Origin of the sequence: Bacillus cereus (assembly GCF_002567495.1) — a bacterium.
GTDB lineage: Bacteria > Bacillota > Bacilli > Bacillales > Bacillaceae_G > Bacillus_A > Bacillus_A cereus_AQ.
This window is the reverse complement of record NZ_NVAP01000052.1, coordinates 15411-39524: the sequence shown is the minus strand read 5'-3', so window position 1 is coordinate 39524 and position 24114 is coordinate 15411. Positions and strand designations below refer to the sequence as shown.

The following is a 24114-nucleotide window of genomic DNA, read 5'->3' as shown; positions in this document are numbered from 1 at the left end:
TTTGAAGTTCAATACATATATTTTTAGTGAAAGGCCTTTCACCATCTTATCACCTAGGGGGCAATCATAATGAAATTTTTGTCTTACCTTACAGTAATATTGGTGATTCTTGGCGGTTTGAATTGGTTATTTGTAGCGTTAGATTACAATGTAGTTGAGAAATGGTTTGGTTCTATGCCGGCGCTTGTGGACACTATTTATTGGCTCTTTGGTCTTTCAGCTATCTATCAAATTTTTGATCGGTTCTTTACGAACAATTAGCTATTATTCTTTCATTATTAGAGTGTTAAGTACGATTATGTACTTAACACTTTTTTATGTGTTTATCCCGCTATTTGCCGGGCAGTAAGATCCCTACCTCAAAATTCAGCGGAAGCAAAGAAGTTAGGTGGGGGTCGGGCTGCCCGTAAAAGCCCGATTGGTGAGGGCTGATAATCAGTGGTGGATGAACAAAACCCCACTGATTAAAGTTTCACTTTATAAAAAAGTCTGCACTTGCAAGCGATTCCATCGCGTCTTGCGCCGTAATAATAGAAAACAAATTGACCGTATATAATATTTTAGGGTATAATTCAGAAAGTTTAAAAAATAATCGAATGAGAAATAGGGAGGTTATGAGGGTGATGGAGAGAGTCTATAATTTTTCAGCAGGACCATCAATACTCCCTTTGCCAGTTTTAGAGAAAGTGCAAAAGGAGCTTGTAAATTATAACGGGACAGGCATGTCTATTATGGAAATGAGTCATCGATCTTCTTATTTTCAAAGTATTATAGATGAAGCGAGTAACTTACTTCGTGAATTAATGAACATTCCTGATGAGTATGAGGTACTATTTTTACAAGGCGGTGCGTCATTACAGTTTTCTATGATACCGTTAAACTTAATGAATACGTATAAAAAAGCAGGGTACGTATTGACTGGCTCATGGTCTAAAAAGGCGATGCAAGAAGCTGAAAAAGTAGGAGAAGTACAAGTAATTGCTTCTTCTGAACAAGCGAAGTTTACTACAATTCCTAAACTGGATGGTTTACAAAATGATGAAAAACTAGATTATGTACATATTACAACGAACAATACAATTGAGGGTACGAAATATGTGGACATTCCACATTTAGATAAAGTACCGCTCGTTGCGGATATGTCCTCAAATATTTTATCAGAACAATATGATGTTACGAAGTTCGGTCTTATATATGCGGGAGCGCAAAAGAATTTAGGGCCAGCGGGCTTAACGATCGCTATTATAAAAAGAGATTTAATTGGGGGAGCAGATCGCTCTTGTCCTACTATGTTAAACTATGAAACTTACAGCAAAAATAACTCCTTATATAATACACCGCCAACCTTTAGTATTTACGTAACGAAACTTGTACTAGAGTGGTTGAAAGAGCAAGGCGGGGTATCTGCGATTGAAGAACAGAATAGAATGAAATCTTCACTTCTTTACAATTTCTTAGATGAATCAAAATTATTTACTTCACCAGTTGATTCTACGTATCGATCACTTATGAACATTCCGTTTACAGCACCGTCAGAAGAGCTGAACAATGAGTTTTTACAAAAAGCGAAAGAACGCGGCCTTGTTACGCTAAAAGGACATCGATCAGTCGGTGGTATGCGCGCTAGTATTTACAATGCGATGCCAGTACATGGCGTACAGCAATTAGTAAATTATATGAAGGAATTTGAGCTTGAGAATAGATAGGGAGATGGGGATATGTTTCGTGTTCAAACGTTAAATCAAATTGCGGAAAAAGGTTTGCAAGTACTTAGCGGAGATCGTTATGAAGTAGGGGATAGAATGGACCACCCAGATGGTATTTTACTTCGCAGCTATTCTTTACATCAAGAGGATTTTTCAAAAGACTTAAAGGCGATTGCAAGAGCTGGTGCTGGTGTAAATAATATTCCTGTCGAGCGATGTACAGAAAAGGGAATTGTAGTATTTAACACGCCGGGAGCAAATGCAAACGCCGTAAAGGAACTCATTATTGCAAGTCTTATTATGTCTTCACGTAACATTATTAATGGCGTAAGCTGGACGAAAAACTTAGAGGGTGAAGAAGTACCACAGCTTGTTGAATCTGGAAAAAAACAATTTGTTGGATCAGAAATTGCGGGGAAACGTCTAGGGGTTATTGGACTTGGCGCAATCGGTGCTTTAGTTGCGAACGATGCGTTAGCGTTAGGGATGGACGTTATCGGATATGATCCTTATATTTCAGTTGAAACAGCTTGGCGTCTTTCTACACATGTACAAAGAGCATTTAGCCTTGATGAAATTTTTGCAACGTGTGATTATATTACACTGCATATTCCTCTTACGAATCAAACGAAAGGGATTATTGGTGAACACGCTGTAGAGAAGATGAAAAAAGGGATGCGTCTATTCAATTTCTCTAGAGGAGAACTTGTAGATGAAAAGGTTCTTCAAAAAGCGTTAGAAGAAGATGTTATTACACATTACGTAACGGATTTCCCAAATGAAAATGTGATAAAGATGAAAAATGTAACAGCGACGCCTCACCTTGGTGCATCTACATCTGAGTCGGAAGAAAATTGTGCAGTAATGGCAGCACGTCAATTACGTGAATATTTAGAGACAGGAAATATTCGTAATTCAGTAAACTATCCAAACGTAGAACTGCCGTATATCGGAAAGAAACGAATTACAATTATGCATCAAAATGTACCGAACATGGTAGGGCAAATTACAGGATGTTTAGCAGAACATCATATTAATATTGCAGATATGATTAATCGTAGTAAACATTCTTGGGCATACACAATGATTGATATCGATAACGGAATTGATGATATAATAAAAGAGAATATTGTGGAAAATATAAGCAAAATTACAGGTGTTGTAGCCGTTCGAATGATTGTGTAAAGGAGAGAGGAATGTGGCAAAAATCCGACCGTTTCGGGCCATTCGTCCAGTAGAGGAAAAAGCAGCACAAGTGGCAGCTTTACCTTATGACGTATTAAATAGTGAAGAGGCAAGAGAAGTTGTAAAGGGGAATCCATATTCTTTCTTGCACGTTGATAAAGCAGAAATTGATTTAGACCCTGAACTGTCACCGTATGATGATCGCGTGTATGAAAAAGCGGGTGAAAATTTAAATCGTTTTATACGAGAAGAAGTGTTCATTCAAGACGAAGAGCCAGCGCTATACATTTATGAACTGACGATGCAAGGAAGAACGCAGTCAGGTCTTGTCGTTTGTACATCTATTGATGAGTATGAAGATGATACAATTAAAAAACATGAAAGAACACGTCATGAAAAAGAACTAGATCGCATTCGCCACGTAGATGTGTGTGACGCAAATACAGGTCCTATCTTTTTAACGTACCGTACAAAAGAAGAAGTAAAGAGTTTAATTGCAAATTGGAAAGAAAATCATGCGCCAATTTATACATTTACAGCTGAAGACGGCGTTAAGCATGTTGCGTGGAAAGTTGCAGATGAAGAAGTAATTGCGACTTTAGTAAACGCATTTGAAGATATTCCTAATCTTTATATTGCAGATGGGCATCACCGCTCCGCATCAGCTGCAAAAGTAGGGCTTATGCGAAGAGAACAATATCCGAATTACACAGGAGAAGAGGAATTTAATTTCTTCTTATCCGTTCTATTCCCTCACGATGAATTATCAATTTGGGACTATAACCGAGTTGTAAAAGATTTAAATGGATTATCAGAGGAACAGTTTTTAAATCAAATTACGCAGTACTTTTATGTAGAAGAAGCACCTGTTTCTCCGTATAAACCAAATGAGCCAAAAACATTTGGTATGTATGTAAATGAGAAGTGGTATAAGCTTACAGTGAAAGAGGAAACGTTTGATGCGAATGATCTTGTTAGAGGTTTAGATGTATCTATCCTGCAAGATCATTTATTAAGCCAAGTACTTGAAATACATGATCCGCGTTCTGATTCACGCATTGATTTTGTTGGTGGAATTCGAGGGTTAGAAGAGCTAGAACGCCTTGTGAACAGCGGTGAATACAAAGCAGCATTTGCATTATACCCGACATCAATGGAAGATTTATTAGCAATCGCAGATGCCGGAGAAGTCATGCCGCCAAAATCAACGTGGTTTGAACCGAAACTGCGTAGTGGGTTGTTTGTTCATTCTTTAAAATAAATAGACTTCTTTAGTTAGAAAAACCGAAATGATTTTTAGTTTCGGTTTTTCTTATTTTAGAAGTATTTTTGAGGAGGGGTATGGATGAAATTGCAAGTAGGCGAAAAAATCACCTTTGAACGAACTTTTACAAAAGAAGATGTTGTGTTATTTACGGAAGTATATAAAGATGAAGGTGTTCATCATGTTACACCAGATGAGCAGGGGAGATTTGTAGTACAAGGGCTGTTAACATCAACATTGCCTACAAAAATTGGCGGTGACTATAACGTACTAGCTCGCAAAATGGATTTTGAATTTTTACGTCCTGTTTTTAGCGGTGATACAATTCGCTGTGACGTAATCATTGAACAATTAGAGCCTGATGAAAAAATCGTACAAAGATAATTGCGATGTTTACATGTAGGAATCAACTTGAAAAAGAAGTTATGAAGGGGAGTTTTTCGGGGATTATTCTTTAATTGGTAGGAAAAGTAATGAGTAAGTGGGGTCCCCATGCCTCTCAGGCTTAGAGTTTTAATTCTCCCATAACGAAAATTTTATGTATTATATTCTGTTCTGTTCTTTTCTTAACTATTAGAAAATAGTTGAATAAGCTCGTCAACAAAAAGGACATTCCTAGTATTACAAGAAATGTCCTTTCCACTATATAATAGGGTATTTTGCTAAAATTCAAACTCTAAAATCAGTTTACTAGTTTGACCTGTAAACTGATAATGATAGGATCCTCTCAGATTTTCTAAGTTACCGGTAGCTTTAATAATTGTTCCTGGGGAATCCAGATTTCCTTTATCGAATATTCCTTGCTCTATAGCTGTAAATGTCCCATGTTGCCCCTTATAAATTCCTTCAAAGTGTAAAAATCCAGAAATTTTAGCAGTAGCCAAGTGACCATCATTTATATTTGAGTCTAAATAATATAATAAGTATTCAATAAAAGCTTTTCCTTTTAATTCACCATCAATATCATATTCAACATGAGCAATATTAATAGGGAAATCTTTTCTAGTATCATCAATTGGTTTTTCATCCCATTTACTTACTGTAAATGTTACTTCCATACACGTAAATCCCCCTTTATCATTAGATAAGTAATCTCCATATCATTTGAAAAGTACCAATTCACAGTCATATCTCATAGGAGTGTTTTTATTTATTTGAGTCCCGCTATATCGCTATCGAGCTAATAAAATACGCTATTTTTTCTGTAGAATCAGGAAAACATAATTATAAAACTTATGCTTCTACTTATTTAAAGTTTTACTCTACGCCACTTTCCAAAATAGAGAAAGATCCATTTCCACAATCAATTTCTGCCATCGCGCCGTAAGGTAAAATAAACTTCGGTTCGGTATGGCCAAAATTTAAATTATAAAGAATCGGCAAATCTTCTAAATGATATTCCTTCATAACCTGCAGTATTTCATGTTTGTATTCTTCATAGTATTGTTCATCTTTCGGTTTACCGAAGATGATACCTTTTGCTTTTTGCAGAATACCTTGCGCTACATAATTTCGTAACCAATACTTTATATAACTTGGTTCTGGATGATCTTCAGAAGTTTCAAAGAAGAGAATGTTATCCTCCCAATGTTTTTTCTCAGGCCAAAGTTCCGTTCCTTTTGCAAATTCTAATACTTCTATACAACCACCAATCAAGCGGCCCTGTACAGTGGTAGAGCCTTGAAGTAGCTCATATCCGTTGTTTTGTTGCATTGTACGCCTTTTCTCCTTATTTCTCTCTATCCACTCTAAACGCTCACTTGTCCATTTAGGAGCTGGTTGAATCTCGCCAATTGTCTCATTTGAAAAGAGAGTTCGATTTACCATTTCAATTGTATATGGATCCATCTCTACATTTTCAGCAAAATCAGTTAAAATGGCTGGACCGTATAAAGAGGAAAGCCCTGCTTTATGGCAAAATAAATGTGAAATAGTAACGTCAGAGTATCCCATAAAAATTTTCGGGTTTTCACGTATCACATTAAAATCTATATAGGGAAGTAAGCGAATGCTATCTTCACCACCAATATTCGCAATAATTGCTTTCACGCGCGTATCTTTAAATGCTGTCATTAAATCTTCCGCACGGGCCTGTGGGTTGTTATAAATGAATTCGCTACCTTTTAAACTATTTGGCATTGGAATAACCGTAAGGTCAAAAACTTCCTCTAATCTTTTTACTCCTTGCTCATATCGCCATCTTATCTCAGAATCACCTGCGCCTCCCCATGAAGGGCTTACTGTTGCCACGATATCACCTGGCTGTAATCTGTTTGGTTTTATTAACATGTTAACTCCGCTCCTACATAATGTAATGGACTACGGCTATACAAATCGTAGCGCTGAAAAATATGATGCATGACATTATTTTCTTCATCATTAATCTGTTTACCTGCTGGTATTCAAGAATTTAGCAGTAGTGTTGAATATAGGAATAATCGATTTATATTTGAAAAACGCGGTATGCAACATTGCATAAGAAAGACGGTTGCTATTTTCTACAACCTGTAACTATAATAGTTACAGGTTGGTCGTATCCAATCAAAAAAATACAATCATCATGAATGGAGATGTTTCATAATGGGTATGAAAAAAATAATTTTAGCAGGTGCTTTAGGTATCGCAGCATTATCAGGAACAAATTTACCAGGACTAGAAGTAACAAAAGCGAGTGCAGCTTCTATTGAATCGAATTTCTCGACGTTAGAAGGACGAGTAGTAGAAGTAGATAACGGTGTAATTGTTGTAAAATCTAAGCAATATGAGGAACCGGTTAGTGTGTATATTGATTCACTTTCAAACGTGAAAGTAGGAGATGAAGTAAAAGCTACTGGATCTATGATGCGTAATTTTACAGAATATATGGTTGCAACTGCAGTTGAAAATACAACAAACAAGTTAGGTATGCACATGAAAGAAGACGGTTCTCCTGATTATGTAATTGGTGAAGTATCAAAAGTAGGAACGATGGAAGATGAGGGAGACGGTGCTACTAAATATGTCGTAGTTGAATATCCATCGCTAAATGGGAAGAAAGCTATTATTGATGTTTTCTTAACAAAGGGACAAGTATTTCATACGGGTGAGAAAGTAAAAATTGATATGAAGTATGTAGGCTGGGGTGGTATTTCTATTAACTGGAACACAGTTGATCATATTGAAAAAGTTCATGAAGCAAAGACGAACGCTGAAAATAATGATGATGTATGGATTTGGTCTTAATTAAAATCCTGTAAATAACAAATGTATCATGTAGTATCCAGCAAATGGTGATGTGTATGACCATTTGCTGGATACTTTTTTGCTTTGTATTTTTGAGAATAAGGGATTTCCGATTAGAATATGATGTTTAAATCGGAGCGAATTTAAAAAATACAATAATGAAAGAGGTGTTTATATATGGAGCGAGATGAGATTTATTTACGAGCTAAAAAAAGAGTGGAGAATTTAAAAGCGTTTTATATTCATTTAACGGTATATATACTAGTTAACTTAATGCTTTTTTTCATAAATATAAGCTCTGATTCAAGTAAATTATGGTTTTTATATCCACTTGGAGGTTGGGGCATCGGTATTGTTATACATGGTTTGACAACTTTTCCAGTGGGGATATTCGGAAAAGAGTGGGAAGAACGAAAGATTAAAGAATATATGGAGAAAGATAAGTAAATTCATTTCTGGAATGTACGAATATAAATCTCTATGATCATATTCTATAGCTTCGCCTATTTGCTTTGTATTCGAAGTTTGTGCGAGTGTTCATTTTTTTAGCATCAATTGCATGTGAAATCAAAACTATACTTGTAGTACATAATAAATACAGTTGTTTTACTTTTTTAATTACTTGTGGATATAGGGTGAAGTTGATTTATTACCCTATATTAAAATAAAAATAAACCACTGTTCGATTTGAATATTCCACGATATAATGGTGAGAGTTTATGACAGAATAAATATTTACATAAGAAGTGAGGTACTGTATGAAAAAAAGAACAACAGACATTATTTTTATTATTATTGGTGCATTTCTTTTTGCGTTAGGTGTCAATTTGTTTGTTATCCCAAACGAGTTTGGTGAGGGCGGGGTAACAGGTATCACGATTATTACGTACTATTTATTTGAATGGTCACCGGGTTTAGTTAACTTAATTTTAAATGCGATTTTGTTAATAGCCGGTTATAAATTTTTAAATAAGATTACAACAATTTATACGATTATCGCTGTAGTTACAAACTCGCTATTTCTTCATTTGACAGAAGGCTGGACGATTGCTTCGGATGAAATGCTCGTAAATGCCATTTTCGGAGGAATATTTATTGGATGCGGGATTGGTCTTATTATTCGCGTTGGCGGAACAACTGCAGGTACTACCATCTTAGCAAGGATGACACATAAATATTTAGGATGGAGCATTAGCTACGGTCTACTGTTCTTCGATTTAATTGTTGCGTTTTCATCGTATTTCATCATTGGTGCAGAAAAACTGATGATAACAATTATTATGCTATATGTAGCAACGAAAGTGATGGAATTTGTAATTGAAGGTTTAAATCCGAAGAAGGCTATTACGATTATTTCTGATAACCCGAATGAAATTGCTGGGAAGGTCACTACGTTAATGGGCAGAGGAGTTACGGTGTACTCAGGTCATGGCTATTACACGAAAACTCCGAAGGAAATTCTTTATGTTGTTATTAATAAGCAAGAAGTAGTGAAGCTAAAACGGATTGTTCAAACTACGGATCCAGCTGCATTCATTGCTATACACGATGTTCGTGATGTATTTGGAGAAGGGTTTGTTGATATTTCTAAGGCTTAGAAATTCTTTTTGGTTAAAATAATCTTAATACTAAAACGTAAGAATCTATTTTGAATAATCTTTTTTCAAAATAGGTTCTTTTTCTTTTTCTTTTTCTTGCAAAAAATTCAATTGTTTCTTAATGTAAAGATGTAGAAGGATGAACAAGAGAGGGTTTAATGAAGATGATACATATTTTATTAGCTGATGATGATAAGCATATTAGAGAGTTATTACATTACCATTTACAAAAAGAGGGGTTTAAAGTTTTTGAGGCTGAAGATGGGAAGGTAGCGCAAGAAGTATTAGAGAAGGAAAATATTCATCTTGCGATAGTGGACATTATGATGCCGTTTGTTGATGGCTATACGTTATGTGAAGAAATCCGGAAGTATCATGATATACCGGTTATTTTATTAACTGCGAAAGATCAGTTAGTTGATAAAGAAAAAGGATTCATTTCTGGTACGGACGATTATATTGTAAAACCGTTTGAGCCAGCTGAAGTCATTTTCCGTATGAGAGCTTTGTTGCGCCGTTATCAAATGCTGAGTGCAGACATTATTACACTTCACGGGACGACAATTGATCGTAAAGGTGTTGAAGTAAAGTGTAATGATCAAACGATTTTACTACCATTAAAGGAATTTGAATTATTATCACAGCTCGCTAGTTATCCTGGGAGAACATTTTCAAGAGAAGAGTTAATTGAGCTAGTATGGGGAATGGATTTTGAAGGGGACGAACGAACGGTTGACGTTCATGTGAAGCGACTGAGAGATCGTTTCTCAAAACGAACTGATGATTTTCAAATTACGACAGTGCGCGGACTCGGTTATAAGTTGGAGCTGAGATAAGATGAAATCACTATATTCTAGATTTGTATTTATGACGGTCGGGATTATGCTACTTAGTAGTATTATCGGTTTTTTATTAACGAACGTATATTATCAAGTGAAGTTAAAACCGTATAATAGTGAAAAGATTTTAACGTATGCAAAAGAAGTTAAGTCATTATATGAAAAGCAAAGTGAAGGAAATCAAGAGGCGTACTTGCATTCTATTGCGAAATTAGGATATGAAATTTATATTGTTGATGATCAAAAGAATGGAAAGCGTATCGGTAATGCGTTCCGTAAAACGTCAATTAGTGATGATACCGTTCATAAAGTATTGCAAGGGGAAACGTTTAACGGCGTTTCCACATATCCAACACGCCTTTTTATTACAGGTTTTTTCGATAATGAATTAATTAATAGTGTCGGTGTACCAGTGCAACACGGTGATAAACAATATGCTTTATTTATTCGTCCTGACATTCAGAACCAATTTGGTGAGATGCGAATTTTCTTAGCGGTATTGCTTGGGTTTATCGTTTTGTTAAGTATTATTTTTATTGCGATTGCAGCAGGATATATCGTTCGCCCAATTCGTAAATTTACGAAGGCTACGCAAAAAATTGCGAGTGGTGAATATGAAATCGAATTAGACGTAAAACGAAAAGATGAAATAGGAACGTTATCTACAAGTTTCCAAAAGATGACGAAAAGTATAAAAGAACTAGATGAAATGAGACAAGAATTCGTTTCAAACGTTTCACATGAATTCCAGTCGCCGCTTTCTTCCATACAAGGGTTTTCGAAGACATTACAAACAGAAAAGATGAGTGAGGAAGAAAGAAACCATTACCTACAAATTATTGAGGGCGAAAGTAAGCGAATGTCTAGTTTATGTAAACAGTTACTTACGCTTGCTTCATTAGATAAAGAAGAGCAAGTGTTGCAAATAAAAGAATTCAATTTGCAAAAACAAATTAAAGACGTCATTTTTATGCTTGAGTGGAAATGGCGTGAAAAAGATATCGCCGTTGAATTTGATGTGCCGGATATTGCTATAAAAGGTGATGAAAACTTACTTCATCAAGTATGGAGTAATATTTTCACGAATAGTATTAAGTTTTCAAACGATGGTGGGACCATTGAGTTTTTTGTCGAAGAGTTAGAGTCTAGTGTTATTATTTCTATATCCGATAACGGAATCGGCATGGAAAAAGAAGAAATGGATCGTATTTTTGATCGTTTTTACAAAGTAGATACGGCAAGGACAAGAAATGTAGAAGGTAGCGGTTTAGGATTATCGATCGTGCAGAAGATTGTTGAACTGCATAACGGAAACGTTTCAGTGTATAGTACGAAAGGGGAAGGGACTACTGTTCGGGTTGAACTTCCGAAATAGATGTAAGGGAAGAGGCTGTTTGGAGCGGCCTCTTTTTTGTTCGTTAGTATACGTGCAAAGTGAAAAAATGTGAGTCATTTTCATTACATAATCGGACAAGTTTGTGGAGTGAAACCAGGAGGAAGTTTGTTTAGAAATGTAGAATTTCTACATAGTTATAAGGATTTTATTGAAACTGTAACTATTTAGGGAGGAAATTACTTTGAAACGAATTGACGTGTTATTAAACGTACTAGATTCAACATTCGATAAAGAGAGTTGGTATGCACCGTTTAAACATGCTATTGAAGGACTTACAGCCGAACAAGCTATGTGGAAACCATCTGGTGAGGGAACGAAAACCATTTGGGAAAACGTTAATCATCTCATTTATTACAAAGAGAGGCTTGCTGCAGACTTGGAAGGCCGTGAATGGACACATAATCTTGACGGTAATGACACCTTTTATCTTACTGGGCAATCTAATGATGATATGGAATGGGAGAAAGTCGTTGAACGTTCTAAAAATGCTCAGTGTAATGTAAGACAGGCATTAAGTGCAATTTCCGAAAGAGGGCTTGAGCAAAATTCACTAGAGGGGAAATTACTGGACATCATGCTTCATGATGCTTATCATACAGGCCAAATTATTCAATTAAGGAAAATGCAGGGGTCTTGGCCATCAAATCGTTAATCGAACGTTTTCGTTGGTGCTATTGTTATATTTTTAGTGAAGTATTTTACATTCAAAATTAAATAACTATAATTATAACCCCGTCCAAATTTAGAACGGGGTTATGTTTAGTTTGCTATAAAGCCGCACCTTTCTCGCACTCTTCCTTAAACCGAAGCTCAAAAGTATCCGCTGTAATTTCATCAGCTTTCGGCAAAGCCCGTAATTTCGGATGAAGCAGCCATACGAGAGAAATGAATAAAATCCCGATGCTAGCGAGGGCGAAAATGAGTTGGCTACTATATACATTTGCAGTGTATCCGCCAATTAAAGAGCCAAGCGGCATAGCAATTGTGCCCATACTCCGTGTGACTGAATTGATACGCCCAAGATATTGGTTTGGAATTACAATTTGACCAATTGTCGCAAATAATATGTTGGTCGCACCGATTGGTATCCAAGCTAAGCCGAATAAAAAAATGGATAACCATTGAAACGGTACAACCGTAGAGAGAAACCAAAAGAAAGCGCCAGTCGCAAAGCTAATAATGGAGACACGGCCAACATTATGTTTACCAACCCATGAACTGAATAGAGCTCCAATTAAACAACCGGCTGATATAGCGGCTAAATAGAAACCATATAATTTCACACCGCCTAAAGAATCAGCAACAGAAGGGAGTATTGCCATCGTCATACCGATTGAAAAATTAGCGACAACTGAACCGATTAAGAAGACACCCATCAATGAACGAAAGACGATTGAAAACCCTTCTTTTAAATCAGAGAAATATTGCTTAGTTGAAAGTGTTGTGCCTGCTTCGGTTTGCTTTGGCATTTTTAATGAAAAGAACAAAAGGGCAGTAATCGCAAATGTAAAGGAGTCAATTACATATAAAGTAATGGCGCCAAGTAGTGCTACTAATATGCCAGAAAGAGTCGTGCAAATTAAATCAATACCTTGGTATGCAAATGAGAAAAGTGAATTTCCTTTTAATAATTGTGTTTTATGCAGTAGAAGTGGTAAAGCTTTTGACTGTGCGGGATAGGCGAATTGTTCAATAAAGGCTACGATGGGCATGATGATGAGTAGTAGTTGGACTGTTAATAGGTCGAAGTAGTGTGTAATAGGAATGATTAAAATAAGAATGCATTGCAAAACTTGTGTGATGACGAGGGTGTTTTTTATTGACCATCTATCAACGAATGGACCAGTAAGAAATTGTAGTGCAGAAGGTAATAACGTAAGGGAACCAGCCAATCCAGAATAAAAAGGATTACCACTTAATTTGTATACGAGCCACATTGCTGCTACATAATACAAGCTATCTCCTATGTTTGTAAAAATTCTCCCTAAAAATAATAAGAGGAAATTCCGGTTTTTTAATATGTCCACTTTATCTACTCCTTTATAATAAATTTATTCGGTAAAATAAATTTGACCGTCTCAGTAAAAAAAATCGTATTACGATTTTTCTTCTTCTTTAATAAATTGCTGCATTGTTCTCTCAGCGATTTGAAGTGCAGTAGTAGAAATATAATAAGGTTTACTATTCGGATCTTTATCTGCACCTTTTGTGATTTCGTTTAATTCAGCCATCAATTCATGAAACTTTTTCACCCACACTTGAAATTGTTCTGGCGTAGCATCAAATTCCCAGCAAGATGAAACGTAATTCCACTCAGTTGGATTTTCACTTGCATTTCGTAATGTAAAAGCTTCTTCTGGTGCAGCGAGAATTTGGCTTTTTGTTCTTTCTATCATTTGTAAAAATATTTGGCGACCTGATTCGCTTAATATTTCTAAATGAGGTAATAGATCTGCGGCAGGGGTGAAGCCCTTAGCGACAGATTGATAAAACTTTTGAATGATGCCATTTTTTTCTTCGGTGTAAACGATCTCTATAAGCCCATTCTTTTCTAATTCTTTTAAATGATAATGAATTTTCGCCCTTGAAATGCCGAATTTCTCAGATAGTAATTGTCCAGTATAAGGACGTTCGCATAGACGTATCATCATTTCGGCACGTAGTGGATCGCTTAATGCTTTTAGTTGGCTATAAGTAGTTAGTGTTAACACGGGCTTCAACATAATCAACTCCTTAAATGAAATTACTCGGTCAAGATTATTTGACTGAATTGTATCAGGGATTTCATTTGTTTTCAATACTTTCAGAAAATTTATTTTTTTGCTCTGTAATCTTCTGTTCATACTCCGTTCATATTTCTTTTTTATGATAAGTGCATAGAAAGAAAGAGGAAGGAGCGAGCGAAATGTTTTTAGCTCTGCGTGAATTAAAACAATCAAAATTAAGATACGGATTAATTGGACTTATTATGGTTTTATTATCATTTTTAGTCCTTGTTATTTCAGGATTAGCAAATGGATTATCATATGATAATGCTTCATCGATTCAAAATATGGAGGCAAATAAGTTTGTTTTAGCAGATGATGCGGAAAATAAATTACTTCGTTCACAAATTAAGAAAGATGATGTAGATAACGTAGTAAATCAAGTGGGCGAGAAAGAGGCAGTTCCGTTTCGTGTGAAAGTTTCAACGTATGAAAAGAAAGATAGTTCGAAAAAAGTTGATGTCGCTATTTTCTCAAGTGAACGTGATACATTTTTAGAACCGAATATTGTAAAAGGTGAGAAGTTAGGTGCAGCAAACAACGAAATGGTTGCTGATGAATCAATTAAAGAAAAAGGAATCGATATTGGAGATACAATTATTGATCCTGTTTCAAAGAAAGAATTTAAAATTGTTGGATTTACGAAAGATCAAATGTTTAGCCATACACCAGTCGTTTATGTAAATGAAGACGTATGGGGATCTATTTCACAACCAAACCAAAAAGATTATAGTGCAATTGCGCTGAATACAGATAAAGAAGTAAAAAATGCTCACGTAATTGATAAAAAAGAAGTACTGCAAAGTATTCCAGGATTTAAAGAAGAGCAAGGAACATTAACGATGATTATTGCATTCTTACTTGTTATCGCTGCGTTACTAATCGGTGTATTCTTCTATGTAATTACGTTGCAAAAAACACAGCAATTAGGTGTATTAAAAGCAATCGGTACGAAGAACTCTTATTTAGCAAATAGTTTAGTTGTGCAGGCGTTATTCTTATCAGTCGTTGCGATGGTAATCAGTATTGTTCTTGTACAAGGATTAGAACAAATTTTACCAGCGGGTATGCCGTTCTTATTAACAACACCGATGATTGCACAATACGCAGCAATCTTTATCGTCATTAGTATTTTAGGAACACTTATTTCGTTATACCAAGTATTAAAAGTTGATGCATTAGAAGCAATTGGAGGCGGGATGTAATGACTTCATTATTAAAATTAGACAAAGTAAGTAAAGTGTACGGAGAAGGGAATACGGAAGTAACAGCCCTTCATCCGATATCGCTTGATGTGAAAGCCGGAGAATTTATCGGAATCGTCGGTCCTTCTGGATCAGGAAAAAGTACGTTATTATCAATCGCGGGTGCGTTACTATCACCGTCAAAAGGGGATATTTACATTCGTGAACAAAATATTACACAGTTATCCGAAAAGGAAATGACAGATATTCGTTTGAGAAAAATCGGATTCATATTCCAGTTTGCAAACCTTGTTCCATATTTAAATGTGAAGGAACAATTGCTTTATATTGCTAAGCTAAAAAAAGAAAACAAGAAAGAATCGGAAAAGCGTGCGGATCATTTATTAGCTGCATTTGGATTAGGAGAAAGAAAAAATCATTATCCAAATCAACTATCTGGTGGAGAAAAACAAAGGGTAGCAATCGCTCGTGCGTTCATGAACAATCCAGATTTAATATTAGCAGATGAGCCAACTGCAAGCTTAGACTCAAAACGCGCACGTGAAGTCGTTGAAATGATGAAACGTGAAGTGAAAGAAAGTCAAAAAGCAGCTATTATGATTACACATGATGAAAGAATGCTTGATGTATGTGATCGTATATTGACGCTTCGAGATGGACAGTTAATTCAAAATTAAACAATGAAAAAGGAACTCTTACGATTGTAAGAGTTCCTTTTTCTGTTTAAAGTAAAGAGTGTTTATTTATTTTGTCACACATTAACAAGAGGAAGAGGGTGGTATACTTTGTGGAAAACGGAAAAGATTTTCGGGGTCGTATTTTGCTTTTATTTTCCGAAGCTTATCAAAGTTTGCTCCGTAATATTCTTGTCCAAAATTTTCGATGTTTTGATCTGGAACATTAACATAAGAACCAGATACATAAGGTTTTATTAATTGGCGTACCCTTTCAACTGATGCTAGATTGGCAGCTTCCTCGGATTTGTCTGTCCAGCTAGCAGTCCATTCCGTATAAAATAATGGGCTACGCCAAAAGAAAGCTGTTTTACTACTAGGTACTTTACTTATAGCACCTCCCCAATTAATAAAAAAGAAATTAGCTTCTGTTCCAGTAGCTTCTTCTAAAAATTGTTTCATAATTGAAATAGGTTCTTCCGGCCAAAGGTCAAGTGCCCAAGCTGAAGAAAACTTAACGCTTTGATCAGATCGACCAGGGATTGGCTCATCAGGATCTAAGAAATCGATAGCGGCTGGGTAGGGTAATTCTTCTATAACAATTTGAGTTGGAGTTCCAGCACTTGTTAAAGGTTCTAATAGTTGTATGAGTTCGTTTTTTGAGCCTAAAAAAATACCTTCTGCATGACAAAGTCCATTTATCTTGCTGTAAATTTCAAGTAGGCATCCTAATCGTGAGTCTACAAAAGGCGCCCATTCTTGCCAAACTTTGAAAACAGTTTCTAACTGATCCCATGGCCAAATGATATTGAAGACTGTGGCAGTATTAGGGGCGCGATGAAGCTTCAATGTATATTCAGTATTGTATCCGAAATTTCCGCCACCACCACCTCTAGAAGCCCATAATAAATCTTTATTGCAACATTGATCTGCTTGAATGATTCGGCCTGTTGCATCTACTGTTTCTAAAGCTATAAGGTTATCACTTATTAGACCGATTGTTCGTGAGACTACTCCAAAACCACCACCCATTGTAATGCCACCGATTCCAACTGTTGGACTATCTCCAAACGGTGACATAAAACCTTCTCTAGCTAGTCCCTTTACAAGTGGGCCGACGTGAATTCCAGTTTGAACGGTTGCTATACCATTCTTTTTATCTAAACTTACTTTGTTCATATCACTTACATCGATAACAATGCCGCCATTTACTACAGAAAGGTTTTTATCTAGCGCATGTCGACCGCTTCTGACACGTAACGGAACATGATTTTCGCGAGCCCATTTAATGGCGTTACTGACATCATATGAACTTTGTGCAAAAACAAAGACGAGGGGGAAGACATCAACGTAAGGATTCCAATTCTTGATAGCTTCTAAATAGCCGGGATCTCCTTTGTAAATTACTCGTCCTGTGAGTTTTGTTGAACCCATGTATTTCACTCCTTATAAATATTTATAGATGTCGTTCTAATGTAGCGATGGAACATGGTCATGTAGGAATTAGAAGTATAAGAACTTTATGGGAGGGGGGATGAAAATATCATGTAGGTATGAGTAGAGGCTGAATATATGGTGGTTTAGATGATTTGAAAAATTTTATTGCTACACAAGTTCTATTAGTAGTGTATGAATTGAGAGTTAGTATTGTTAAAGAATTGTACACTTTCCTATTAGCATGACTTAGGAAAAGGACAGTATGAATGAGAGTTTTTCAGTTTTGTTAAAGTATAAGGAACTAATCTAAGTTTGAAATTTGATAATCATATTTATTTTTGGGGTATTATCATAATGAAAAAGTGAAAGGTTTGTCTTTACAACAAATGATATGTGGATAGAAATAGAATGTAACTTGAGAGGAATAACTAGTTTGTAAATTCACTTATATTTGGTCTCTTCCTTAAGAAGCCTATGCATAGGCTTCTTAGAGAAAGGACAGTAGATTATATAATCTAAATGATAACTGTTTTATAAATATTTTTTAATTTTATTACGAGTAAGTAATAAAACACCGCCTAATACAGATAACATTCCTAGAGCCATATTGTTTGATTGCTCACTACCAGCGTTAGGAAGTTCTTTAGCATTGTTTTTTGCTGGAACAGTAGTATTGTTATTGTCTGTTTGCGCCTGTTTCGATTGTGATACCTCATTAATTTTGTTATCAACATTTTGCTTCGTTGTATGTAACTCAGCTAATTTGTCGTCAATTTTTTTCTCAGTATGTTTAAAGTCGTTGATTTTAATATCTAAGTCTTGTTTTTTCTTTGATAAGTCATCTGAAACAGTTTGTTTCGCTTGTTTCATTTCGTCTATTTTATTGATTAAGTCTTGTCTAGCCTCTTGTAATGCAGCAAGTTTGTTTTTTACATCTTGTTTAGCTAGTTCTAAGTTAGAGGCAAGGCTAACTAAAGTGCCTTTAATTTTCTTAAGTTCTTCTAACGTGTTACCAGTATTCGGCTTATTTTCTTTTAGCTCAGCTAGTTTGTCCTCAGCAGTTTGTTTCGCATTCTTTAACTCAGCTAATTTTTCATCTACTTGTTTTTTAACTTCCTTAAGTTCATTAACCTTCTGATCGATGTTCTCTTTATGTTGCTTAATTTCATTCACTTTTTCATCGACAGTTTGTTTATGTTCTTTAATCTCATTAACCTTTGTCTCGATATTTTGCTTATGTTCTTTCATTTCAGCAACTTTGTCATCTACTTGCTTTTTATGCTCTTTGATTTCAGAGATTTTCTCATCGACAATTTGTTTGTCTTGTTGAAGTTTTGCATCTAAGTCTTGTTTATGTTGTTTAATCTCACTGATTTTTTCATCAGCAACTTGCTTATGCTGCTTAATTTCGTTTACTTTTGCATCAACATTTTCCTTAGCTTGGTTAAGGTCATTTAACGTTTGATCCACGTTTTCTTTATGCTGCTGCAATTTCGCATCTAAGTCTTGTTTATGTTGCTTAATTTCAGCTAAACGATCTCCAGTACTTTGCTGAGGAGTAGCATCATTTACTTCTGCATGAGCTGAATTCGCGCCAGCAATCATCGCTAAAGCTAGTGTAGACGCAGCAATTGTTTGTTTTGTTTTCATATTTTTGTACCTCTTTTCTTTCATATGCATGAGCTGTTTTGTGTAAAATTGAGCATATAGAAGTAGATTCTTTCATCATTATATACTATCTGCGCCGCCTAGAGGAAGTATTTGCATAATAATCTATGATTATGTAATTTTCATAATCTCTTATTTTGGGTAGGGGAGAACTCTTCAGCAAGATGAACAATTTCTAATAAAGTAGAGTTTACATCCTTACTATTACGAATAACAAACAAATAATCAGCTTCGTCTTCTACAGGATCTATTACATTTTCATGAAGTGATTCGGCTTGTTGGCGATGGAGAACTTCTTTGAAACTACAATAGTTCCCCCTAAAAATATTTGTACTTCGTTTACTAAGAGCCACTCTTTCATAAAGTACAAAATCTGGAATGTCAAAATGGACCAATATGCGTACATATTCGTTTTGCGGAAATACTTCGTTTAGTAAATAGAATCTTCCGTTTTTACTGAGATTGGAGTTACAAATAATAAGGTGTAAATTTGTATATTCTTTCGCATAATCAACAATGAATTTTGAAAGACCATGCTTTAGTGTATTCGGTCCTTCTGTCGGCTGTAATTTTTCATAATGCGTGTTAATAAATTCAGCTTGGTTGTCTTGATCCATAACGAAAGAGTAGGGTAATTCTTTTTCTAATGCCTTTGCAAATGTAGTTTTTCCACTGTGTGTTTTCCCTACTGTAATGATGACTAATCTTTTCATGACGCCCTCCATTTGTATTGTTATAAACTGGAATATTCGGTGTGGATTGAAATCTTCCTGCTAGAAATTACACAAATTGTTGGAGCGCTAGTAGGCTGAAAACTTGACAAAAAAACTTATTTATGCTATAATTTACCAATATTAAAATAAGGTGTATAATAGGGTTCTCCTGGCCAGGGGAACCCTATTTTTGTTGTGAAAATGAAGGAGAGTGTATGTGCATGAAACAAGGTGAAGCAAGTGTAACGTCATTAGTATCGGCTTTCGGAAGGGCATATCATAGTGAATTTGATAATCCTAAAATCTTTGATGATTATGTAGCTAAAAATTTCATTTCACAAAAAGAACGTAACGATATTGAAACGAATATGGTTCAAGGTATACATTTTTTCAATACAGACATTGCAGAGCAGTTTCAAGACAATCCAAAAGAGATATTAAAATGGATTACGCAAGTTCAGTTATCACCAACACCTTTAGCACGTGCGGCATATTGTGAAAGAGTATTACTACATGAAATTATATTAGGAGCAAAACAATACGCCATACTCGGTGCAGGCTTAGATACGTTCGGTTTTAGACACCGAGAATTAGAAAATAAAATAGAAATATTTGAAGTGGATCATCCTTCTACGCAAGCGTTTAAGAAAAAAAGAGTGAAGGAAGCAGAACTTGAAGTTCCAAATAACCTTCATTTTGTTTCGCTGGATTTTACGAAAGGATTTTCCTATGAACAGTTACAGAATGAAGGGTTTGAAAATAAAAAGACTTTCTTTAGTCTTTTAGGTGTTACGTACTATTTAACGAAAGAGGAACTTTCCAGTTTAATAGAATGTTTATTTGAAATGGTTCCAGAAGGGAGTTCTATCGTTTTTGATTATCCGGCTGAAAACTTATTTACAGAAAAGGGGCTGTCCAATCGAGTGGAAAACATGGTGAAAATGGCTGCGGTAGGCGGAGAACCGATGAAATCGTGTTTTTCTTATACAGAAATGGAAGCACTGTTAGAGAAGGCGGGCTTACTCATTTATGAGCACTTATCACCAGAAGACATAAATAAATTATATTTTGAAGGAAGAAATGATTATTTAGCAGCTTTTGAGACGGTGCATTATGTGCATGCGGTGAAGAGATAGGAAATTAACAGGCATGGAGAGGAATCCCTGTGTCTTTTTTTATAAAAAAGGAAATGGGCCGTAGTGATGGAAAATAAAATGAGAAATATATTATATATGAATATCTGTTTTGTAGAAACTAAAGGAAAGGGGAAATAGAAAATGTTGAAATTACAAGGGAAATATAATGAAGCAAAAGTGTTTACTACGAATGTAGAAGAAACAGCAGCAGGTCAAATACTCGATCTTTGTAACCAAGAGTTCGTAAAGGATAGTAAGATTCGTATTATGCCAGATACACATGCGGGCGCAGGTTGTACGATTGGGACAACAATGACAATTCAAGATAAGATTGTTCCTAATTTAGTCGGGGTTAACTAATCGGCTCAGACTGTAAACTACTCACTCAATTGACTGGGAACCCTAACGATAAAAGGCGAGGGCAATCAGCAGCCAGTGGTTATGGTGACATAATCGAATGGTTCAGAGACTTGTATCATGTTAGCAGACTAAGGTACAGAATTATTCCTCATCCATTTTGAGTTGAAGAGGAATAATTAATACGGTGAGCCTACAGTAGAGACTGCATATCTCGATGACTGTAGAGAAGGTATAGTCCACTCTTTCAGGAAACTGGGAGGTCGGTACGATATTGGTTGTGGCATGGAAGTTGTTAAGATTAATAAGAAAAAAGAGGAAATCAATTTCGATCACTTAGACGAAACGATACGTAGATTTGTCCCAAGTGGTTTTCGTATTCGAGATAAGGAACATAGATTTTCAAAAATGATTGAGTTTAATAGTGTAAGGGCCCCATTTACATTGCAACGCGCTCAAAAGAGTATTGGTACGCTTGGCGGGGGAAATCATTTTGTCGAACTGAATGAGGATGATAAAGGAAATGTATATATTGTCATTCATAGTGGTTCTCGTAATTTAGGGAAACAAGTAGCAGAGTATTATCAAAACTTTGCTTACGAGCAACTTATAAACGTTAAATCGATTAAAGAGGAAATCATTGAACGTTTAACGAAGGAAGGCAGACAACAAGAAATACATGAAGCTTTACGTGAAATTAAGAAACCGGTAATTCGCAAGGAATTAGCTTATTTAGAAGGACAAGGATTTAAAGATTACATGAATGATATGAAAATTGCTCAAAAGTATGCGGAGTTAAATCGTAAAGCAATGATTGATGAAATCGTCACTAAAATGGATTGGAAAATAACAGATCAATTCACTACAATCCATAACTACATCGATATGGAGAATATGATTCTACGAAAAGGTGCTATTTCAGCTCAGAAAGATGAACGAGTAATCATTCCAATTAATATGAGAGACGGTTCAATTATTGCCTTTGGTAAAGGAAATCCAGATTGGAACTTTTCTGGACCTCATGGAGCAGGGCGTATTATGAGTCGTAAGAAGGCGAAAGAAGTACTTAACTTAGAGGATTTTCAAAATACAATGACAGCGGTTTGGACTACATCTGTTGCAGAAAGCACTTTAGATGAAGCACCAATGGTATATAAGCCAATGGATGAAATTATTGAGAATACAAAGGATACAATCGATATCAAGCATGTCATTAAGCCGATTTATAATTTTAAGGCTAATTAAAAGAGGGGTAATGTTTATTATTAGAAAATATAATGTTGGGAAGTAGGCATTATATTTTCTAATAATCCTCTAAAATCGATGCAGTGAGCTCTTATAGATAAAATCGAGTTTGTCGGCATATGGAGAGTTTGTTTTACCGGAATTGTTCGGATTAAATGAAGAGAACTTGAAAAGATAGCCTATTTTGTGGCGGTTATGTAATAGAGATTAAAAGAAAACGCATCAAACTAAAAGATTTACCATCAAAATTTACATTTATTTAATGTTAAAGGTTAGAAAGCTAGATTGACGCGAATTACTAATTGTGGAGTGCGAAAAAAAGACAAAATCTCTTAAAAAACACTTAATTTTTCATTCCATCAATCTTTACAATCTCCCCATATAATGTGAATTGGACAAGCACCTAAGAGAGAGCAGAACATGTCAGTTTGTACATTCTATTATTAGGGGGAGAATTTGTATGAAAAAGACAGTTGCTTCGTTAGCAGTTATGGCGGCATTATTACCGACGTTTTCAGCATATGCAGAAGGGAAAGAGCAAGTCCGAAAATCAGCTACAACTTTTAACGTTATTAGTGATATTCAAGGGGATTTAGGGGATTTTGATCATGTGCTAAAAGATATGAACAAAGTGACGCCACTTTCTAGAGCGCTTATTATGAATGGGGATATAACGCCAACTGGACAACAGTCACAATATGATGATGTAAAGCGTGTGTTAAATAAAAATAAGCATCCGGAAAATGTATGGTCTACTGTTGGGAATCATGAGTTTTATGCTGGGAAATGGACAGCTGATGGGAAACTCTCTCAAAGTACATGGCCAAATGGTGTAACGGAAGAAACACTATTTGGTCGCTACTTACAATTTAGCGGACAAGAAAAGGTATATCATAAAAAAGAATTAGATGGCTATCCACTTTTATTTTTAGGAACTGAAAAATATATGAAATACCACGATTCAAAAATGTGGGATGAAGTATATATGAGTGATGAGCAATTAGGTTGGTTAAAACAAAATTTAGAAGATTATAGTCAAAAAGATAAAAATAAGCCAATCTTTATTTTCTCTCATCACGTTTTACCTGATACAGTATCTGGATCAAGACAATCACCATATTTACAAGATTATTTAAACGTGGATAAATTGTACGATATATTAAAAGACTATCCGCAGGTTGTTTTCTTCACGAGTCATACACATTGGGATTTAAACTTACCTGACTGGGCTGGTAAAAAGAAAATTACAGGCGGAGATGAAAAAGGTTTCACTGTTGTAAATACGGGCGGGATTGAAACAGGCTGGATGTCAGCAGGACCAAATGGAGGAGAGAAAACTGCTCCAGATGGCTACTCATTTAAACAAGGGTTACAAGTGAAAGCATATGGTAACGATGTAATTGTGACAGCTTACGATTACAAACGTGATAAGGATATAAAGAAGTTATTAATTAGTGATTCAAAAATTGCGCAGATGGCACCAAATGTAACGGCAGATGATAGTAAAAATATAATTGTCGGAGCAACAGAATATATGGAGTATACTATTGAAGGAACGAATGAGTGGCATACGTTTAGTAAAGCAAATCCTCCGAAATTTGATGGAGATAAAGTCGTATACGTACGCCATAAAGGTGAAATGAATTTACAGCCAGGATTAACGCAGCTTCTTCGTTTTTCAGCAAATAAGTAATTAGTAAGGGC

The 24114-nt window shown here is 35.5% G+C and carries 23 protein-coding genes and 1 pseudogene; 17 read left to right on the top strand and 7 right to left on the bottom strand.

All coding sequences use genetic code 11. The features are described from left to right. Positions 1–69: 69 nt before the first annotated feature. From COK05_RS25305 to COK05_RS25285, 5 genes and pseudogenes are all read left to right on the top strand, one after another. The gene (locus tag COK05_RS25305) at positions 70–261 is read left to right on the top strand and encodes a DUF378 domain-containing protein (RefSeq protein WP_000670802.1); all 192 of its coding nucleotides are present in this window, start codon (positions 70–72) and stop codon (positions 259–261) included. Positions 262–623: 362 nt separating this feature from the next. Next, positions 624–1706, top strand: coding sequence for a 3-phosphoserine/phosphohydroxythreonine transaminase (gene serC, locus COK05_RS25300; RefSeq protein WP_098614743.1), 1083 nt, complete (start codon positions 624–626; stop codon positions 1704–1706). 12 nt (positions 1707–1718) lie between these two features. Continuing rightward, positions 1719–2891 carry a 3-phosphoglycerate dehydrogenase family protein gene (locus tag COK05_RS25295; RefSeq protein ID WP_098614742.1) on the top strand — a complete coding sequence of 391 codons (1173 nt, stop codon included), beginning with the start codon at positions 1719–1721 and terminating at the stop codon, positions 2889–2891. A 13-nt stretch (positions 2892–2904) separates the two neighbouring features. Next, complete coding sequence (locus COK05_RS25290; protein WP_098614741.1) at positions 2905–4152, top strand: DUF1015 domain-containing protein; 1248 nt, start codon at positions 2905–2907, stop codon at positions 4150–4152. 84 nt (positions 4153–4236) lie between these two features. Then, positions 4237–4613 (top strand): annotated as a pseudogene (locus tag COK05_RS25285) (enoyl-CoA hydratase). Between the two features lie 204 nt (positions 4614–4817). On the opposite strand, the gene COK05_RS25280 reads toward COK05_RS25285, so the two are convergent. Next, on the bottom strand, positions 4818–5213 hold the full coding sequence (locus COK05_RS25280) for a DUF3224 domain-containing protein (RefSeq protein ID WP_098614740.1): 396 nt from the start codon (positions 5211–5213) through the stop codon (positions 4818–4820). Between the two features lie 199 nt (positions 5214–5412). Next, positions 5413–6444 (bottom strand): S66 family peptidase, encoded by a 1032-nt coding sequence (locus COK05_RS25275; protein ID WP_098614739.1) that lies wholly within the window; start codon positions 6442–6444, stop codon positions 5413–5415. Between the two features lie 291 nt (positions 6445–6735). Here COK05_RS25275 and COK05_RS25270 point away from each other — a divergent pair, with 291 nt between their 5' ends. The 6 genes from COK05_RS25270 to COK05_RS25240 all read left to right on the top strand — a co-directional run bounded on the left by COK05_RS25270 (position 6736) and on the right by COK05_RS25240 (position 11862). Then, the gene (locus tag COK05_RS25270) at positions 6736–7377 is read left to right on the top strand and encodes an ATP F0F1 synthase subunit alpha (protein WP_098614738.1); all 642 of its coding nucleotides are present in this window, start codon (positions 6736–6738) and stop codon (positions 7375–7377) included. A gap of 177 nt (positions 7378–7554) precedes the next feature. Continuing rightward, entirely contained in the window at positions 7555–7824 is a 270-nt protein-coding gene (locus tag COK05_RS25265) for a 2TM domain-containing protein (RefSeq protein WP_098614737.1), read from the top strand. A gap of 311 nt (positions 7825–8135) precedes the next feature. Continuing rightward, a complete protein-coding gene (locus COK05_RS25255; protein WP_000747488.1) occupies positions 8136–8975 on the top strand; it encodes a YitT family protein in 840 nt (279 codons plus the stop codon). A 158-nt stretch (positions 8976–9133) separates the two neighbouring features. Then, on the top strand, positions 9134–9811 hold the full coding sequence (locus COK05_RS25250) for a response regulator transcription factor (RefSeq protein ID WP_098614736.1): 678 nt from the start codon (positions 9134–9136) through the stop codon (positions 9809–9811). Position 9812: 1 nt separating this feature from the next. Further along, a complete protein-coding gene (locus COK05_RS25245; RefSeq protein WP_098614735.1) occupies positions 9813–11189 on the top strand; it encodes a sensor histidine kinase in 1377 nt (458 codons plus the stop codon). Between the two features lie 202 nt (positions 11190–11391). Then, entirely contained in the window at positions 11392–11862 is a 471-nt protein-coding gene (locus tag COK05_RS25240) for a DinB family protein (RefSeq protein WP_098614734.1), read from the top strand. 115 nt (positions 11863–11977) lie between these two features. Here the strand turns inward: COK05_RS25240 and COK05_RS25235 are convergent, their stop codons facing one another. Together COK05_RS25235 and COK05_RS25230 are read right to left on the bottom strand one after the other, a co-directional pair. Continuing rightward, the gene (locus COK05_RS25235; protein ID WP_098614733.1) at positions 11978–13237 is read right to left on the bottom strand and encodes an MFS transporter; all 1260 of its coding nucleotides are present in this window, start codon (positions 13235–13237) and stop codon (positions 11978–11980) included. Between the two features lie 69 nt (positions 13238–13306). Further along, positions 13307–13930: an ArsR/SmtB family transcription factor gene (locus COK05_RS25230; RefSeq protein WP_098614748.1), complete on the bottom strand. Its 624-nt coding sequence runs from the start codon at positions 13928–13930 to the stop codon at positions 13307–13309. Positions 13931–14115: 185 nt separating this feature from the next. Here COK05_RS25230 and COK05_RS25225 point away from each other — a divergent pair, with 185 nt between their 5' ends. Both COK05_RS25225 and COK05_RS25220 read left to right on the top strand, forming a co-directional pair. Continuing rightward, positions 14116–15180 carry an ABC transporter permease gene (locus COK05_RS25225; protein ID WP_098614732.1) on the top strand — a complete coding sequence of 355 codons (1065 nt, stop codon included), beginning with the start codon at positions 14116–14118 and terminating at the stop codon, positions 15178–15180. Further along, positions 15180–15857 (top strand): ABC transporter ATP-binding protein, encoded by a 678-nt coding sequence (locus tag COK05_RS25220; protein WP_098614731.1) that lies wholly within the window; start codon positions 15180–15182, stop codon positions 15855–15857. Before COK05_RS25225 ends, COK05_RS25220 begins: the two co-directional genes overlap by 1 nt. A gap of 81 nt (positions 15858–15938) precedes the next feature. Here COK05_RS25220 and COK05_RS25215 read toward each other — a convergent pair whose 3' ends face one another. The 3 genes from COK05_RS25215 to COK05_RS25205 all read right to left on the bottom strand — a co-directional run bounded on the left by COK05_RS25215 (position 15939) and on the right by COK05_RS25205 (position 19672). Further along, on the bottom strand, positions 15939–17288 hold the full coding sequence (locus COK05_RS25215; RefSeq protein WP_098614730.1) for an FAD-binding oxidoreductase: 1350 nt from the start codon (positions 17286–17288) through the stop codon (positions 15939–15941). 534 nt (positions 17289–17822) lie between these two features. Then, entirely contained in the window at positions 17823–18941 is a 1119-nt protein-coding gene (locus COK05_RS25210) for an LPXTG cell wall anchor domain-containing protein (RefSeq protein ID WP_098614729.1), read from the bottom strand. A gap of 140 nt (positions 18942–19081) precedes the next feature. Next, positions 19082–19672: an ATP-binding protein gene (locus COK05_RS25205; RefSeq protein WP_098614728.1), complete on the bottom strand. Its 591-nt coding sequence runs from the start codon at positions 19670–19672 to the stop codon at positions 19082–19084. Positions 19673–19893: 221 nt separating this feature from the next. Here COK05_RS25205 and COK05_RS25200 point away from each other — a divergent pair, with 221 nt between their 5' ends. From COK05_RS25200 to COK05_RS25185, 4 genes are all read left to right on the top strand, one after another. Next, positions 19894–20808: a class I SAM-dependent methyltransferase gene (locus tag COK05_RS25200; protein WP_176539469.1), complete on the top strand. Its 915-nt coding sequence runs from the start codon at positions 19894–19896 to the stop codon at positions 20806–20808. Between the two features lie 141 nt (positions 20809–20949). After that, positions 20950–21168, top strand: coding sequence for an RtcB family protein (locus COK05_RS25195; protein WP_098614726.1), 219 nt, complete (start codon positions 20950–20952; stop codon positions 21166–21168). 282 nt (positions 21169–21450) lie between these two features. Next, entirely contained in the window at positions 21451–22410 is a 960-nt protein-coding gene (locus COK05_RS25190) for an RtcB family protein (protein ID WP_098614725.1), read from the top strand. 460 nt (positions 22411–22870) lie between these two features. After that, entirely contained in the window at positions 22871–24103 is a 1233-nt protein-coding gene (locus tag COK05_RS25185) for a DUF4073 domain-containing protein (RefSeq protein ID WP_098614724.1), read from the top strand. Positions 24104–24114 lie beyond the last annotated feature (11 nt).